This is a genomic window from Enterococcus sp. DIV0174 (genome assembly GCF_050529065.1).
Lineage (GTDB): Bacteria > Bacillota > Bacilli > Lactobacillales > Enterococcaceae > Enterococcus_B > Enterococcus_B thailandicus.
Map to the genome: position 1 here is coordinate 2,205,141 of NZ_CP172881.1, position 15,728 is coordinate 2,220,868.

Here is a 15,728-nt window from a genome sequence, read left to right on the forward strand (position 1 = left end):
AGGAATCACTATGTTCAAAAAATTTTCACAGCTTGGTCGTGCTTTCATGCTCCCAATTGCTATCTTACCTGTCGCTGGTCTTCTTCTTGGACTGGGTGGCGCGCTAACAAATGAAAGCGCCATAAATGCCTACCCACTTTTAGCACAACCATGGCTACACACGATTTTGAGTATTATGAGTGTTGCTGGTAATGCTGTTTTTGCAAATCTAGCGTTGATTTTTGCGATTGGTATCGCAGTTGGCTTGGCAAATGGCGATAAAGGAACTGCTGGATTAGCTGGCGGTGTTGCCTATCTCGTGTATACAGCAACAATTAGTGGCTTTCTGGAACTTTTTTCTCCAGAGGGTGCCTCTTTGGATACTGGAGTTGTTGGTTCAATTGCCATTGGTGGCACGGTCGCCTTTTTGCATAATCGTTATCGAAAAATCGAATTACCACAGTTTCTTGGTTTTTTTGGCGGCTCTCGTTTTATTCCCATCGTTTCTAGTTTAGCTGCAATTCTTATCGGTTCATTTTTTTATTTGATCTGGCCGCCAATTCAAAACGGCTTAGTCATTGCTGGAGAGCAAATTGCACAAATGGGTAGTTTGGGTACATTTTTATATGGCTTTTTACTTCGTCTGACTGGTGCAGTTGGTTTGCACCACACGATTTATCCACTGTTCTGGTATACTTCGTTGGGCGGAACAGAAACAGTTGCTGGTTCAACGATTTCAGGTGCACAAAATATTTTCTTTGCTCAGTTAGCCGATTCTAGCCACACAGGTCTATTCACTTACGGAACCCGTTTCTTCGCAGGAAGATTTGCTACGATGATGTTCGGTTTACCTGCTGCATGTTATGCAATGTATCGCGCGATTCCCAAACAAAACCGTAAGAAGAATGGTGGTTTGTATTTTAGTGGTGCGTTGACCTCTTTTTTAACTGGGATTACTGAACCTATTGAATATATGTTTTTATTTGTAGCTCCATGGCTATATGTCATTCACGCATTTTTAGATGGTCTCTCTTTTTATTTCGCTGATATTTTAAACATTCGAATTGGTAATTCATTTTCTGGAGGCCTCATTGACTTCTTATTATTTGGTGTTTTACAAGGAAACGACAAAACAAATTGGTTGAAATTACTACCCTTTGGTCTTGCTTGGGCAGTTATCTATTATGTTGTCTTTTCATTTTGTATCAAAAAATTCAAAGTGGCGATTCCAGGTATGGAGTTAGCTACAGATGAAACTCCGAACGAATTTGAAAAGGAAAACAAAAAGAAACCAACTACTTTACATGACGAGTCACTAACCATCATTACTGCACTCGGAAGCCAAGAAAATATTGAATCAGTCGAAGCTTGTGCTACTCGTCTGCGTGTTTCTGTCACCGACGGACAACTGGTCAATAAACAAGCTATCCAAGAATTAGGCGCTACAGCTGTTTTTGAAGTTAAAGGTGGCATCCAAGCCGTTTTTGGTGGTAAGGCAGATCTTTTGAGTCAGGAAATCAACCAAATTTTAAATAAAGATAGTTAGCAGTTTGCTACTTATTGATTGCATAAAAAAGAAGCTCAGTTGTCCCACACTAGACAACTGAGCTTTTTCATTCTTTCATTTACTAAATACTTATAAAAACAACTCTTTTTTCGCCAAAAAATTTCTAGCTTGCAACAAATCATGAAACTGAAAATCTGCGGGTGCTGGACGTTCTCGTAAACGTGAAAGATCTTTTTTCAGTGGATAGCGCCCTTTTCTAACTGGTAGATCCGTGATATCATCTTCAACTAGAACAGAAAGAATTCCTGCACGACGCGCTGCTTCGATCCCGACTCTTGAATCTTCAAAAACAAGCGCATGTGCTGGATCAACACCAGCTTTTTGACTGGCTTTTAAGAAAATCTCTGGATTTGGTTTCCCGGCTTCGACTTCATCCCCCGCCAATAGTACATCAAAATAGTCAGTAAGTCCTTCCATCTCTAAATAAGTTAAGACTTTTTCTCGGTTTGAAGACGAGGCAACAGCGATTTTAACCCCTTGTTCTTTGGCGAAATCTAATAATGGAACCAAACCATATTTTTTATGAACTGTTTTTTCTTTCGCCAATAGTTCATTTTTGAACACGTTCATTGAGTCACGCCATTCATTGTAAGGTACCTCCTCGCCATAGAGTTCTTTCATCCCTAAACGAATATCTGAATCCGTTTTTCCTGTTAAATAATAATAAACATTATGATTCAATTCATAATCATGTTTTTCTGCAGAATTGAAATAGCCTCGATAACTAAGACGACCTGTATCAAACATTAGTCCATCCATATCAAAAATAAATAATTCGATTTTATTCATAATAGCCTCCAATAACTTGAGTTGGTTCATTCTACCTCAAAAGGGAAAGAAAGGACAGCAGTAAGCGATTAAGGAACCCTCTAACGAAAAGAAAAAGCAGAGGATTCACAGCTTTTTCTACAATTATTTGCTCATTTCAGAACGTTGTTTTTTCTTTGCTTTTTCTTTGCTTTTTCTCGCCTAACTAGTAGTCATTTCCGTCAAAAGGGCGGGCAAAACGCCTGTTCGTTTTGTCCCACCCTCTTTTTTACCCGTTTGATACATTCACAACTTTATCTGCTTGCCGTGAAAGATTGTTCTTTGATTGTTTCTATTAATTCGTTCAAGTGCTGACTGGCAGTTACTCCGTCATCTTGCTTCAAACTTGCTTCTGAAAGAATAAATGACCCACCAACTGCTACTACTTGAGAATGGTTCAAATAGTCGAGAACATTGGTTTCATCAATGCCACCCGTTGGCAAAAATTTCACGTCATAAAATGGTCCACTCAAGGCCTTGATTGCCTTTAGCCCGCCATAGATATCTGCTGGGAAAAATTTAACCATATGAATACCATAATCCACCGCTTGCTGAATTTCACTGGATGTTGCCGTTCCAGGAAAAACGGGAATACCTTGAGCTAAACTATATTCGATGACTTCAGGAATCACAGCTGGTGACACAATAAATTTTGCGCCATTTTTAACTGCTGCCTTTGCCTGTGCCAACGTTCGCACAGTGCCCGCACCCACCAATAATTTTCCAGATTTTGCTAATTGTTTGATGGCCGCTTCTGCCAATTCACTACGAAACGTGACTTCAACTAACGGTAACTGATTTGCTAACAGAATTTCTTCCAATCGATCCAGATAGTCAAGATCCGTTGCAGTATAAAGAGGCAATAGCTTTGCTTCTTCGATTTTTTGATAAACTTCGTTTTGAATTGTCTGCATTTTCAAACTCGCTCCCTCACAAAACGTGATCTATTTTTTGGCTTTTGTGATTGCTTCGTGTAATCCTTGCATATAGGTAATCCCCATTGCGCGGTCATATAAACCATAGCCTGGCATCGCCACTTCTCCCCAAATCGTTCGACCATGGTCAGGACGAATCACACCATCAAAACCAACGTCCACTAATGCTTGCATCAGCGCATACATATCAAGTGAACCTTCTGTTGATAAATGTGCTGTTTCCTTGAACTTTCTTTCACCCATAAAGCCAACATTTCTAAAGTGGACAAAGTTAATTCGTTCTCCAACTTCATGAATGATTTCAACCAAATCGTTGGCTGGATCTGCTCCCAAGGAACCTGTGCATAACGTAATTCCATTGTAAGGAGAATCAACAATTGATAAAATTCGTTTTAAGTCTGCCAGGTTCTTTGTAATGCGTGGGAAGCCAAAGATCTCCCATGGTGGATCATCCGGATGGATAGCCATTTTCACATCCATTTCCTCACAAACTGGAATAATTTTTTGCAGGAAATAGGAAAGATTTTCAAATAAAACTTCTTCCGTCACACCTTCATAAGTTTCCACCAACCGATTGAATTTATCTAGGCGTTCTTTCTCCCAGCCGGGCAAACGAAATCCTTTTGATTGGCTATGGATCAATGTATACATTTCACTTGGCTGCATGTTGTCAACTACTGACTGATCATAGACTAACGAAAAGCTGCCATCTTCATTTTCATAAAACAAATTGGTCTTTGCCCAACCAAAAATTGGCTTAAAGCTATAACAAATCAAATGCACGCCACACTTCGACAAATTTTTGATTGTCTGGATATAGTTATCAATATAATGATCTCTATCGGCTGTTCCTGCTTTAATTGCATCATGGATGGCCACACTTTCAATTCCTAATAATTCTAGATTTCCAGCTTCAACAGAATCTTTTAATTCCTGAATTTCGTCAACTTCCCAGATATCACCAGGTAACTTGTCTAACAAAGTCCCTACAATTCCATTGATGCCCGGAATTTGACCTACATTTTCCAGCGGAATCGAGTCTCCTTGACCATACCATCTAAATCCCCACTTCATCTTGGCTTACGCCTCCTTTAAAAGTCATCTTCTTCATCATTTTCTTCAGTCATTGATGTATGCCATGCTTGTAAACTATCTTCTCCCTGTGCAAGGATTGCCGGAGCAACTTGTTCTAAAGGCGTTTCAATTAATTGATGATTGATCGTTTCCAATAACATTGGTAAGTTGACACCGCCAATAACATACACTTGTTCTTGAAGTGCTGGTTCTAATTGACTAACAGCTAATACTGACTGATTGTAGGGACTAGCACTTACCAAGTCTGTTAATACAATGACACCATTTTCTTGATTGACTTCATGGATTGCTTTCCCGATTTTTTCACCTAAAAGTTGTACATCATCCGCTTGGTTCAAGCGAACGGTTGCTGTATTATTCGTTGCCCCAATAATTACCGTTGCAGCATCTTTTAATCCTTCACTCAACGTACCATGTGTTGCAATCACAATTCCTAACATGATGCTTCCTCCTCGACAGACAGTTTTGGTTCATTTCTTTTGAAAAAAGTCATAACTTTTACGATATTTTCCATATTAAGTTCTTTTTGATCGAGTACTTCTCGACTTAGATAAAAGCCAGTTGTCTCTGCTTGATTTTCACCACTAAACAAATACATCGGCTGTTTTTCTAACAATTGTTCGGACACAACTTCAATGCCTGCTTTTTTAGCAGCTTCACTTGTTTTTTTAGGCGTACCCAGTACTCTCAATGGTGCCTTCGCCCCAATGCTATCCAACAAGTACACTTCACAATTTCTTTTGGTTACACTTTGTAGTACCGTAACTCCTTGCTCACCAAAGCATCCTTCATCAATCAGTGCATAAGCTGTTTTTTCATCGGGTTCTTCCATCATTGCTAGTAGCGTCAAGATCGATGACGTATTCCGAACAAGATTTTTACGATTCGACAATCCTTGAGTCACCTTGCCTAAAAAATAAAAGTAACTAGCAAAGACAGCTATTACGAGCCATGTACTAAAAGTAGTCACATCAAAAACCAATGCATGCTTCATTAAGTAAACGATCGTCGCCATTAAGCCAATAAAAATCAGGCTGACTGTGCCTAACAAAATAAATTTGGTCGTAGCCTTCGCTTGTTCTTTTCGTTGAAACAAAGTGTACGCCCCCACATGTCTAGGTGGTGTGTCATAATACGTGCAAACCACTCGCTCGGCATTTTCGACATCGCCAATGTAAATATTTCTGGAAGAGGTTCTTTTCTGTTGGTTATATTCAATTACTTGTACGTCTTCTCGCATCGGCAAAATATCTGCAATAACAGCTGAGATAAATCTTGTTTTTTGTTTGTGTGTACGCCGTAAGCGATAGACATATTGGTAACGAAACAACCAATCTTGAAAGCGTTCCTTTTTTTGCATCGTACTCCCCACCTATCCTTGTTCGTTTATTTGGGGAGTCTGGTAATCAATCCCAGACTCCATTTGCTTATCCTTATGCGTGATTTTACAAATCAAATTTGCTTAAAATGTCTTTTAAAGTTGATTTTGGCGCAGATGGCGTTGCTTGGAAATAAATATTTTCAACCCCATAGTCTTCGTTCAATTCTTTTAATTTTTGCGCATCTTCTTTATTTAAATAAACTGATTTTGTTACTAATAAATCTTTTTCTGGATCTTTTTGAGCAATCCCGCCAATATTTAATTCTTTCATTGGTATACCATGTTTGACTAAGTCATAGATCACACTCACTGTTTTGGCAATCAAGATGCAGTTATACTCTTTAAACTCATATTCATCCCAATAAAATTTTGCTTTATCGCTTGTGATGACAATCGTTTTTTGCCCCGTACGACTTCCCGCGTTTTTATAAAGATCACGCATGAATTTATCTTTTGCGACAACATCATCCACTACAAAAATGGAATTAACTCCGCTCTTTTGTGACAAAGTCACCATTACTTGACCATGGATTAAACGTTCATCTACACGTGCTAAGTTTACTTTTCCCATCAAAAACACTTCCTTTAATTTTTATAAAATTCCAATACCTGCTAAGACAATCAAAATCAATGTTAACCAGAGCAACGCTTGAGTTACTTTTAGTCCCTTTTTGTTATAGAACCAGTAAACACCCATCACGACTGCTAACGGCAACAACCCTGGAACAATTTGGTCCAAAATATCTTGAATGACGAAATCTTTACCCGAAATAACAAACTTCAAGGTTGACTCTACTTTGACATAATTACCTGCTAAAACACCCATCATGAATAGCCCTAAAACAGATAATGTTTCAATTGCTGTTTGAATGCCGGTGCTTTGCATCAAACCAGTGGCATTTCGTCCCATTGCAAAAGCTTGTCTTGCAAAGAACACCCCTAAAATCGCTTGATACGTGGCAAAACAGATGAATGGGAACAACGCGCCTAACGCACTACCTTGTTGTGCCCATGGAACTGCGATTGCAATAAAGATATATTGAACAGTTCCTGAGTCAATCGCATCCCCAATTCCTGCTAAAGCCCCCATCAAACCAGCTTTTGTGTTGTACATCAAATCATCTTGCATCAAAACTTCACTGTCAGTATATTCTTCTTCTGCACGTTGTTGTTCCATTGAAGACATTAACCCAGTGATTACACCACCACCCCAACTTAATTGGGTATTGAAGAACAACAACTGACGTTTATAAGCAGCTCTTCTAGCATCATCATCTTTATACAATTTTTTCAAAATCGGCATCATTCCATAAAGTAAGGATGGTGCCAAATAGCGTTCAAATGAGTGCGGAATTTCATTAGCGAAATGCCAACGTAAGTAGGCTTTCGTCACATCTTTTTTGGTAATCTCTTCTGGTGCTTGACTGTTTACTTGTGTTTTTTCAATTGCTTCTGTCATCATTCTTCCTCCTTACTTTGCTTAGAATCCATCATCATAGTCATCGTCATCATCATCGAACGTTGTCGTTGCAGTACCATTACCATTGTCAGCAGCTGCTTGGACATGTTTTCCTTGTTGTGATTTCACGAAAATCAAAGCAATCAATACACCAAAGATTGCGTAAGTTACCATCGTGATTTCTAATGATTTGAAGACAACACTTAAGAAATAAGCCAAGAAGAAGAACACCATATAATCTTTTCGACCAATAACATAAACTGTTGTAGCAATCCCAATTGCCGCTAAACCACCACCAACAACTTCTAAAATATGAATCACAACCGTTCCTTCTAAAGCAGTAATCACATCGGCAATAATTGGTGCCCCCAAATAAAGTGCGATAAATACTAACGGTACGAATAACAGAAATGAAGCCAAGGTTGGATATAAGATAATTGAACGTTTGATTGCTTTGTCATTCAAGTCTTCAACAGCTTTATCTGTATATTTCCCTAAAAATGTATTGATAAAGAAGCGCAATTGATATAAATAACTTCCTAATAATCCTACTGGAACAGCTACTGCAATTGCTGCCTCAGGTGAAAGATCTCCTAAAAGTGCTACTGGAACAGCCACCGCTGCTGCAATTGATGGTTCAGCTGGCATTGAACCTCCAGGTGAAAAGACACCCATATAAATCATTTGTAATGAAGCGGTGATAATCATTGCTTGTGCCACGTTTCCCATGATGATTCCGACAACTAACCCTGTCATCAATGGCGAGAATCGAAGTGTTAACGTTGCCCCTCCGCCAAGCCATCTTGACATGATAGCTGCAACCCATAAGGCAATCAATAAACTTTGTATGATACTTAAATTTTCCATAAGTCCTCCCCTAAACTTTCGTTCATTTTTGTTTTGACCTAACGACCTTTATCCTACGAACTGATTTTATCAACTGAATTTTATACTAAATAATAGCTCTGACTTTGGACCGCTCGTTCTGGTAAACGACCAGCAACAATTCGCTCGACATCTTCAACACATTTTTTTCCCATCTCTTCTAGGCATTCCCTTGTATATGCAGAGGTGTGTGGTGTCATTACAACATTTTCAAATGATAGATAAGGATGATCTTTTCTTCCCGGTTCTTCTTCCAAGACATCTGTAGCAAAACCAGCGATTTTTCCTGATTTTAGCCCTGCAACCAGTGCTTCCTCATCAATCAAAGCACCCCTAGCACTATTTGACAGATAAACCTGATCTTTCATCTTTTCGATTTCAGCCGTTGAAATCATATGATAATTTTCTTCTGTAAGATTGGCACATAAACAGATAATATCTGCTGAAGCAAGTAATTCATCCAGCTCCACTTTTTTGGCACCAAAGCTTTGTAAATACAACTCTGATTTATAAGGATCATATGCCAAAACTTCGCAACGAAATCCATTTCGTAAAATCTCGACCACACAGCTTCCTGTGTTTCCAACCCCGATTACGCCAACTGTTTTGTTGAAGAGTGCCCGACCAACAAATTGTGCACGATCTTCCCAGTGATCCTTTTTCACACTAGAATCTGCTTCAACTGTGCATCTTAAAATAGCTAACAGATTTGTGATATTGTTTTCGGCTACGGCATCTCGCTCAACTAATGCCGGAATGATTGAAACAATCGTTCCTTTTTCTTTTGCTGCTTCGAGGTCGATATTGTTGTACCCAATGCCGTGTCGAGAAATCAAACGTAGTTCATCTTTATACTCGAAAAATTCTTTGGTAAAAAACGGGGTAACACTGGCAATAATCACATTGTAGCCGTGCAACATTTCTGCCAGTTCTTTTCCAGGTATCTCACCATCTACAGTAAAGTGTTTGACGGTTCCTAACGCTTCTAATCGTTTTAAATGTTCAGGAAAAATTTTGCCAAAGCTACTTGAATTCACAATTGCGATTTGATACTTAGCCATTTTTTTACTCCCTTCACTCTTTTTTGATTACTTCATGACCACCAAAACCATTTCGCAAAGCAGAAACAACTTTTGCAGAAAAACTGTCTTCTTCCTGTGACAGATTTCTCATGAATAAACTCATCGCAATCACCGGAACAGGGACATTCATTGCTAATGCTGTTTCTACCGTCCATTTTGCCTCACCAGAAGCTGCTACGATTCCACGATAATCTGCCAATTCAGGACTTTGGCGAAATTGTTCTTCTGCGATTTCCATTAACCACCCTCGAATAACGGAACCGTGATTCCAAACACGAGCTACATCTGCTAGATCGAAATCATAATCACTTTGTTCCACTAATTGAAAGCCTTCGCCGATTGCCTGCATCATGCCATATTCAATCCCGTTGTGAACCATTTTCAAAAAGTGACCGCTCCCAGCTGGCCCAGCATATAGGTAACCGTTTTCAATTGCAAGATCTTTAAATAATTGCTCAATAGATAAAAAGATTTCTTGGTTTCCACCAATCATCAAACACGCATTGTTACGCGCACCTGAAATACCACCCGAAGTTCCACAATCAAAATAATAAATGCCACGTTCTTCAAAAATTGCTGCGCGCCGAACTGAATCTTGATAATTTGAGTTTCCACCTTCAATCACAATGTCCTGCGGTGCTAAAAGTGGCAATAATTGCTCTAATACTCGATCAGTTGGGCTGCCTGCGGGTAACATCAACCAAATAATTTTTTGCTCTAGCTTGTCTTCTTGATAAGAAGCTAGTAAGTCTTCGACTGTTTGAAAGGCTTCGATCCCTTCATGACTTGCAATATTTAACGTCTCTTCAGCTAAATCTGTCCCCTTTATTTCATAGCCACGCTCTTTCAAATTGATTGCTAAGTTCATTCCCATCTTACCTAATCCAACAAAACTCACCTTCATGATAGCGCCTCCATTTCTATATCCTCATTATACAAAAAAATATTTTTTTGTAAACATAAAAAATAAAAATTTTTTCGTTTGATTTTTTTATTGAAACATTATATCCTTTATTTAGAGAGTAAAGGGGGAACACATATGTCTGTATCCATTCGCTTACAAATAAGAACCATGTACAATGATTTCAGTCCGAAAGAGCAAGCCATTGCAGATTATGTTCTAGAAAATTCAAGTAAAGTAGCCCACAGTTCCATTAGCGATTTAGCGAATGAGCTTGGAATCGCTGACTCCACTTTTTTTCAATTTACGAAAAAACTTGGTTACAATGGATTCAAAGATTTCAAAATGGCAATGCTCATTCAAGAAAATGATTTTTCTGCGATTGCCATCCACGAAAACATTGATCAAAATGATACGGAATTAACCATGGCACAAAAAGTTTTTGACTCCAACATCACAACTTTGAATGATACACAAAGGTTATTGCGACAAGAAGATTTAAAGCAAGCGGTTGATCTGATCAACACTTCTGATCGGCTCTTTTTCTTTGGTGTAGGTGGATCTGAAATCGTTGCAACCGATGCTTATCACAAATTTTTACGCTCACCAATCTCAGTTTTTCATAGTACGGATTACCATATTCAATTGATGGAGGCTTCTCTTTTAACACCCACTGATTGTGCAATCTTGATTTCTCATACAGGTAAATCAAAAGAAACCATTCGTTTAGCAGAAACCGTCAAAGCCACCGGGGCAAAAGCAATCGTCGTCACAAGTCAGGCAAATTCTCCTTTGGCTAAGTTGGGTGACGTGGTCTTTATTTCCATTGCAGAAGAAACCGAATTTCGTTCTGAAGCTTTAGCTTCGCGAATTTCTCAACTAAGCATTATGGACTCGCTTTACGTCATTTTAATGTTTTATAATCAAGAAAAAGCACGTGATTCAATTTCCAAAGTTCGCCGAGTAATTGCTCGCAGCAAACAATAAAAAATCCACCAACCATTAGCCCAGATTACTAATGGTTGGTGGATTTTTTATTTGTTCTGAAAGTAAATTGTTTATTGGTGGCATCAAAAGGAGAAAGACAGTACACACGTGTCAAATCAGAGGCATCTGTGTTCTCTACTTATTTTTGTCTAGGTAAGAAACTACCTAGCACTATCCCACAAAAAAACAGGCAACTAAGTTTCCCCATACCATACTTCAGTAGTCAGCCTGCTTTATTGAATTATTTTTACTTAATCAATCACTTGTTTCACCTTGAACTCTTTTGTCTGTTCCGATTTTTCTTCTTGGCTCGCTAATTCAAACAATATATGTTCTCCACTTGATTCATCTTCGACAATGACCAATTTTCCCAGTGGCTGACGTTGGTCTTTCACGATTTGTGCTTCACGAATCAATTCTTTTGGGTCACGTTTTGCTGCTAATGCATTTCCTAAATTAAAAAAAACTGTTTCTTCCATCATAATCCCTCCCATTTCCACCGATATTTTGCTTTTTATCAAAACTTGAAATCTTTACGCGTTGGAACCTGCCTGTTGAAACTTCTATAGTTTTATTATACCATGCGTCAGAAAAACAATGTATTTTGGGCACACTGATTCATTTATAAAAAATAACTTGATTATAAAAATAGAAAAAAAGTAGAGCCAAACATTCACACGTTTTGCTCCACTCTTCTCTTCATCCTTAAATTTCAATCAGCATACCGTCATAAGCTGTCAACATTTGGTGCTCATCTGCTAATTCTTTCATTTCTTGATGTGTCAAACCTCCATTGTGAGAAAAATGACTAAGAACATAGGTCGTCTTTTCATCACATAACCCTCGTTCGGACAACGATTGAATCAGTCGTAAATTTTCTCCTAAATTCATGTGAATACCACCAACATATGTCATGTTTTGTCCTGTACAATCCAATGAGATCGCATCTAATTTTAATTGATTTTCTTCTAAATAATCCAGAACTTCATCGGTTGGAAATCCTGTATCATGTGTATAAAATAAGCGTTTCCCATCACGTTCAATCACATAAATGAAACAATCTCCATTTTTTTGACCATGAACAGCTGGTAGTGTATGAACTTGATACTCACCAATTTGATACTTTTCAAATGGCGCTAATTCTTGAAACTCGATTCGTTCAGGTTCAATCATTTTTTCTAATTCAAATGCACGATCAAAGAAGCGATGAACAGTTGCATTACCATAAACGGTCAGTTTTTTATCCAAATCATTCGCATACGAGCTCATTCGAAAAGCCAAATCTTCTACATATAAATGATCGCTGTGCCAATGTGTAATCAATAAATGTTCAATCTCATTGAAATTCAGCTGATGTTCCCGTAAATGAAAATAGCTATCTCCAGGAAAATCAATTAATAACTCACCATCATCTATTAAGGTTTGTGTCTGAGTTCGTAAGTCTTTTCCACCATGTTCTCGTGCATAACGACAAATACGACAGTTACAAAAAATCCCGGGAACTCTTTCCGCTGCCGCCGTGCCTAAATAATGAATTTTCATGTTGTTTCCTCCTACCAATAAGTTGCCCAGCTTCGATACAAACGTGTCAGTGCCTCAAAATAAAAATAGTCCCCCCAGGTAGTACATTCGTTAACTCCTGTCCCACCTGGCTTAGAGTATACGCCTTGAACTAGTAAACCATTTGATTCAGGATGACTTTTTGTCGTGTAATTCATCAGATTAACCATGATTTCCTGCGCAGCCTCTTCATATTTTTGGCGTCGTGAATCCGTTAACGGTAAGTTTTTTGCCAACTCCAACAAACCACAAACAGTAATTGCTGACGCAGACGTATCTCTTTCTTCCTCGCCATCCATAAAAAACAGATCCCAATAAGCAATTTTATCTTCCGGCAAGTGGGCTAAGTAATAATCTGCTAAATAACAAGAAGACTCTAGTAACGTTGCATCACCTGTATGAGTAAAACTGATTGGAAATCCATAGATTCCCCAAGCTTGACCTCTTGCCCAACAGGAATCGTCTGCGTAGCCTTGCGCTGTCGCGCCAAAACGAGGGTTTCCTGTCTCAATATCCATATAATACGTATGAAAAGTCGAATAATCCTCACGAATCAAATATTTTTGTGCCAATTTCACATGATTTTTAGCTGCTTCTCGATAACGTGGGTCGCCTGTTTCATTTGAAGCAAAATACAGTAAAGGCAAATTCATATTGCAGTCAATAATCATTCGACCTTGCTGCTCTTTATCAGAAAGCTCCCCCCATGCTTGGAAAATCTTCGCTGTTTCGTTATAACGTCGCATTAAAACATCCGCGGCTTGGAGCGCCATTTTTCGTGAAGAAGCTGTGTTATTTTCACGATAGTCGGCAACTGCTGCCAAGGAGTATAAAAAACCAATATCATGGTGGTTCAAAACAATTTCTTCATCTAGTCGTTGTTGAAATACTTCTAGCTGTTTGGTAATCACTTGCTGAATTCGCTTGTCTGGTCGATAGCCTTGAGCCAAATGCAGCATACCAATCCAAAAACCATCTGTCCAATCTGCGTTTTCAACAGCTGGATAACAATAGTTTTTAGAAACTGCTGCCGGAACTAAGGTTTCAAATGTTGTCAGGTTCTCAATGATTTTTTGATAAACAAATTCAAGCTCTTGTGCTACTTTTTCTTTCGTTAGCATATTGCCCTCCAATTTAATACAAAACAATTTTTTCTTGGTCAGTAGCTACAACCACTCGGCCATAATAATATTCTCCCTCAACACAATAGGCTCTTCGCCCATGGGCAGGCTCTTGATGCTGAATTAGAATGAGTTTTTGTGTGCGATCTTTCAACTGAACCTTGATTGCTTCCACTACTTCATCTGGTTGTTGTTCTGCTTCTGAATAAACGGGTAGCTTTTCAACTTTTGTAACCAGTCCTTGTGGGTTTAAAAGATAAGTTGTTGCGGCTGTTCCTTGAATATTTTTCTTTGCTCTCGCACAAGTGATTTTTCGCAATTCATTATAGGTTGGCGCACTATTTTTTTCGTAACATTCCCAGCGTGCTTCTTTTGCTAAACATGAAATCTCGTAGCCTAATTCTGGGAAGATTAACATACTTTGCTTTTGTTGAACTGTTGATGAATCAAAGTGAAAAAAGGTTTCAATTTCATGATTTCCGCGACAAATATAGCTGTCACTAACAAAGCTGAATCCCTCCGGAAAATGAATCACTTTACGATCGACGTACACTGGATCAGCTAATGTAAAATAACCCAAATGTCCACCTTCAAAAAACTGGATGCCTGACTTTTCGGTAGCTTTTTGATTGATTGGTGTCGCCACTTTGACACTGTCCCACGCATCTGTATGCTGATTAAAGTTTTCTTTATCAACCACGATGGTATTATGCGCTGTTGCTTCTTTGAAAACCAGTCGGTGCTTACTTAATTCGTAGCTGTATCGACCTGAATCAATCAAGATATCTTTTCCTTGATAGGCTAAGTCAATATGGAGTAAATCATCATGTCCATGCCCGCCCCCCAGAGGTCCGCATTTAAACAAATGATACGTCAGTGGGCTTTTTGCAATCATGATTCCTGCTTGCTCAAAATGATGAAAGGCTTCTTTCAATAACAAGCAATCGGTAATTGGAAATTGACCTCTTCCTAAAGAAGTTTTTGCAAAAAAGGTTAAGTCTGCTTGATTTTTTTTCACTGGTTCTTCTAGATTGGTTAAAATAACTTCTGCATATTGCAATAAGCCCGTCATATCTTCTTGATCGCTATCGCCATACATTGGTTGCTGACCATTTGGTTTCACAAACAAGCTTGCTGCTCTTGCCAATTGTTTCGCATAGTCAACCATTTTTTCTGGTACGTCAGTTGCTGTCCTTTGAGCGAGTTGTAAAATTTCCAATAAACAAAGCAAAACCTCATTGTGATACATAAAAGATTGTTCTCGTTGCATACCATCTGCTTCCACTTGTAAAGCGAATGAATGCGTTAAGTAAAAGAGACTTTCTGCTTGCCATAAATCTGCCTTCTCGAAATTGGGAAAAGCTAGACTTAAACTATACAACCCTGCAATTTCTAAAACCTGCCAGTTGCTCTGCCCTCGTTCAATTGATAAATTTTCGTAGAGATACGTTCCTTGAATCTCAAGAGCTGTTTCTACTTTTTGCTTCAATTCGTCCGAAAAAAGTGGCAAGAAGCGATTCATTTCAACTAGCTTCAACCAATTGACTACACGTAGCCCAACATCAATGGTTCGCCAGCTAGATTGTTTTGTTAGTTGATTTAGCGGATTATGTTGAAGAAACGCGTGTAAAAAACGTTCAAGATATTCTTGGTACTCTGGCTCTTCAGTTAATAAATAGGCCAATCCTACATCAACTAAAAAGCGATGACGATGTAACATATAGAGCCATTCCAAATCACCATTTGGACTAGTTGACCACTCAATGTCTGCTACTTGCCAGAAAACAGGCTCGTGGGTTCTTTCCATGTCCCATGCGTTATCAAAAAGATATTCCCCAGAAACAAACCGTTGACTCCTCGCAAGCAGTTCTTGACACTCTTTTTCGTTATTTTTTAGCAACTCTTCTTTAAATTCAAACAGCTCTTCTTGACTTGTGCAATTGAAAAAACCTTTAAAATTTTGCTCCAT

At 38.6% G+C, this 15,728-nt stretch carries 16 protein-coding genes; 2 read left to right on the forward strand and 14 right to left on the reverse strand.

What is annotated here, in order from left to right:
* Positions 1 to 10: 10 nt before the first annotated feature.
* Positions 11 to 1,525 carry a PTS transporter subunit EIIC gene (locus IGJ93_RS10545; protein WP_067482708.1) on the forward strand — a complete coding sequence of 505 codons (1,515 nt, stop codon included), beginning with the start codon at positions 11 to 13 and terminating at the stop codon, positions 1,523 to 1,525.
* A 90-nt stretch (positions 1,526 to 1,615) separates the two neighbouring features.
* Here IGJ93_RS10545 and IGJ93_RS10550 read toward each other — a convergent pair whose 3' ends face one another.
* From IGJ93_RS10550 to gnd, 10 genes are all read right to left on the reverse strand, one after another.
* A complete protein-coding gene (locus tag IGJ93_RS10550; RefSeq protein ID WP_067482710.1) occupies positions 1,616 to 2,335 on the reverse strand; it encodes an HAD family hydrolase in 720 nt (239 codons plus the stop codon).
* A gap of 272 nt (positions 2,336 to 2,607) precedes the next feature.
* On the reverse strand, positions 2,608 to 3,267 hold the full coding sequence (locus tag IGJ93_RS10555) for a bifunctional 4-hydroxy-2-oxoglutarate aldolase/2-dehydro-3-deoxy-phosphogluconate aldolase (protein WP_086270712.1): 660 nt from the start codon (positions 3,265 to 3,267) through the stop codon (positions 2,608 to 2,610).
* 30 nt (positions 3,268 to 3,297) lie between these two features.
* Positions 3,298 to 4,362: a mannonate dehydratase gene (uxuA, locus tag IGJ93_RS10560; protein WP_071869167.1), complete on the reverse strand. Its 1,065-nt coding sequence runs from the start codon at positions 4,360 to 4,362 to the stop codon at positions 3,298 to 3,300.
* A gap of 17 nt (positions 4,363 to 4,379) precedes the next feature.
* The gene (locus IGJ93_RS10565) at positions 4,380 to 4,823 is read right to left on the reverse strand and encodes a PTS sugar transporter subunit IIA (protein WP_067482716.1); all 444 of its coding nucleotides are present in this window, start codon (positions 4,821 to 4,823) and stop codon (positions 4,380 to 4,382) included.
* On the reverse strand, positions 4,817 to 5,743 hold the full coding sequence (locus tag IGJ93_RS10570; RefSeq protein WP_075491544.1) for a hypothetical protein: 927 nt from the start codon (positions 5,741 to 5,743) through the stop codon (positions 4,817 to 4,819). Before IGJ93_RS10570 ends, IGJ93_RS10565 begins: the two co-directional genes overlap by 7 nt.
* A gap of 85 nt (positions 5,744 to 5,828) precedes the next feature.
* Positions 5,829 to 6,335, reverse strand: a complete 507-nt coding sequence (locus tag IGJ93_RS10575) for a PTS system mannose/fructose/N-acetylgalactosamine-transporter subunit IIB (RefSeq protein ID WP_067482720.1) — start codon at positions 6,333 to 6,335, stop codon at positions 5,829 to 5,831.
* 21 nt (positions 6,336 to 6,356) lie between these two features.
* Positions 6,357 to 7,223, reverse strand: a complete 867-nt coding sequence (locus tag IGJ93_RS10580) for a PTS system mannose/fructose/sorbose family transporter subunit IID (RefSeq protein WP_067482722.1) — start codon at positions 7,221 to 7,223, stop codon at positions 6,357 to 6,359.
* A gap of 21 nt (positions 7,224 to 7,244) precedes the next feature.
* Complete coding sequence (locus IGJ93_RS10585) at positions 7,245 to 8,090, reverse strand: PTS mannose/fructose/sorbose/N-acetylgalactosamine transporter subunit IIC (RefSeq protein WP_067482724.1); 846 nt, start codon at positions 8,088 to 8,090, stop codon at positions 7,245 to 7,247.
* A gap of 80 nt (positions 8,091 to 8,170) precedes the next feature.
* Positions 8,171 to 9,169, reverse strand: a complete 999-nt coding sequence (locus tag IGJ93_RS10590) for a D-isomer specific 2-hydroxyacid dehydrogenase family protein (protein ID WP_071869168.1) — start codon at positions 9,167 to 9,169, stop codon at positions 8,171 to 8,173.
* Positions 9,170 to 9,182: 13 nt separating this feature from the next.
* Positions 9,183 to 10,094, reverse strand: coding sequence for a phosphogluconate dehydrogenase (NAD(+)-dependent, decarboxylating) (gene gnd / locus IGJ93_RS10595; RefSeq protein WP_067482728.1), 912 nt, complete (start codon positions 10,092 to 10,094; stop codon positions 9,183 to 9,185).
* 135 nt (positions 10,095 to 10,229) lie between these two features.
* Between gnd and IGJ93_RS10600 the strand changes: the two genes are divergently transcribed.
* The gene (locus IGJ93_RS10600; protein ID WP_067482730.1) at positions 10,230 to 11,078 is read left to right on the forward strand and encodes a MurR/RpiR family transcriptional regulator; all 849 of its coding nucleotides are present in this window, start codon (positions 10,230 to 10,232) and stop codon (positions 11,076 to 11,078) included.
* Positions 11,079 to 11,329: 251 nt separating this feature from the next.
* Here the strand turns inward: IGJ93_RS10600 and IGJ93_RS10605 are convergent, their stop codons facing one another.
* The 4 genes from IGJ93_RS10605 to IGJ93_RS10620 all read right to left on the reverse strand — a co-directional run bounded on the left by IGJ93_RS10605 (position 11,330) and on the right by IGJ93_RS10620 (position 15,728).
* Entirely contained in the window at positions 11,330 to 11,557 is a 228-nt protein-coding gene (locus IGJ93_RS10605) for a hypothetical protein (protein ID WP_067482731.1), read from the reverse strand.
* 226 nt (positions 11,558 to 11,783) lie between these two features.
* Positions 11,784 to 12,620 (reverse strand): MBL fold metallo-hydrolase, encoded by an 837-nt coding sequence (locus tag IGJ93_RS10610; RefSeq protein ID WP_430596938.1) that lies wholly within the window; start codon positions 12,618 to 12,620, stop codon positions 11,784 to 11,786.
* Between the two features lie 11 nt (positions 12,621 to 12,631).
* Complete coding sequence (locus tag IGJ93_RS10615; protein ID WP_218657940.1) at positions 12,632 to 13,759, reverse strand: glycoside hydrolase family 88 protein; 1,128 nt, start codon at positions 13,757 to 13,759, stop codon at positions 12,632 to 12,634.
* Positions 13,760 to 13,772: 13 nt separating this feature from the next.
* Positions 13,773 to 15,728, reverse strand: coding sequence for an alginate lyase family protein (locus IGJ93_RS10620; RefSeq protein WP_067482737.1), 1,956 nt, complete (start codon positions 15,726 to 15,728; stop codon positions 13,773 to 13,775).

Bases quoted from the DNA above. Each gene is read 5' to 3' on its own strand.
- IGJ93_RS10545 (WP_067482708.1), top strand. From the start codon at position 11: ATGTTCAAAAAATTTTCACAGCTTGGTCGTGCTTTCATGCTCCCAATT.
- IGJ93_RS10550 (WP_067482710.1), bottom strand. From the start codon at position 2,335: ATGAATAAAATCGAATTATTTATTTTTGATATGGATGGACTAATGTTT.
- IGJ93_RS10555 (WP_086270712.1), bottom strand. From the start codon at position 3,267: ATGCAGACAATTCAAAACGAAGTTTATCAAAAAATCGAAGAAGCAAAG.
- uxuA (WP_071869167.1), bottom strand. From the start codon at position 4,362: ATGAAGTGGGGATTTAGATGGTATGGTCAAGGAGACTCGATTCCGCTG.
- IGJ93_RS10565 (WP_067482716.1), bottom strand. From the start codon at position 4,823: ATGTTAGGAATTGTGATTGCAACACATGGTACGTTGAGTGAAGGATTA.
- IGJ93_RS10570 (WP_075491544.1), bottom strand. From the start codon at position 5,743: ATGCAAAAAAAGGAACGCTTTCAAGATTGGTTGTTTCGTTACCAATAT.
- IGJ93_RS10575 (WP_067482720.1), bottom strand. From the start codon at position 6,335: ATGGGAAAAGTAAACTTAGCACGTGTAGATGAACGTTTAATCCATGGT.
- IGJ93_RS10580 (WP_067482722.1), bottom strand. From the start codon at position 7,223: ATGACAGAAGCAATTGAAAAAACACAAGTAAACAGTCAAGCACCAGAA.
- IGJ93_RS10585 (WP_067482724.1), bottom strand. From the start codon at position 8,090: ATGGAAAATTTAAGTATCATACAAAGTTTATTGATTGCCTTATGGGTT.
- IGJ93_RS10590 (WP_071869168.1), bottom strand. From the start codon at position 9,169: ATGGCTAAGTATCAAATCGCAATTGTGAATTCAAGTAGCTTTGGCAAA.
- gnd (WP_067482728.1), bottom strand. From the start codon at position 10,094: ATGAAGGTGAGTTTTGTTGGATTAGGTAAGATGGGAATGAACTTAGCA.
- IGJ93_RS10600 (WP_067482730.1), top strand. From the start codon at position 10,230: ATGTCTGTATCCATTCGCTTACAAATAAGAACCATGTACAATGATTTC.
- IGJ93_RS10605 (WP_067482731.1), bottom strand. From the start codon at position 11,557: ATGGAAGAAACAGTTTTTTTTAATTTAGGAAATGCATTAGCAGCAAAA.
- IGJ93_RS10610 (WP_430596938.1), bottom strand. From the start codon at position 12,620: ATGAAAATTCATTATTTAGGCACGGCGGCAGCGGAAAGAGTTCCCGGG.
- IGJ93_RS10615 (WP_218657940.1), bottom strand. From the start codon at position 13,759: ATGCTAACGAAAGAAAAAGTAGCACAAGAGCTTGAATTTGTTTATCAA.
- IGJ93_RS10620 (WP_067482737.1), bottom strand. From the start codon at position 15,728: ATGGAGCAAAATTTTAAAGGTTTTTTCAATTGCACAAGTCAAGAAGAG.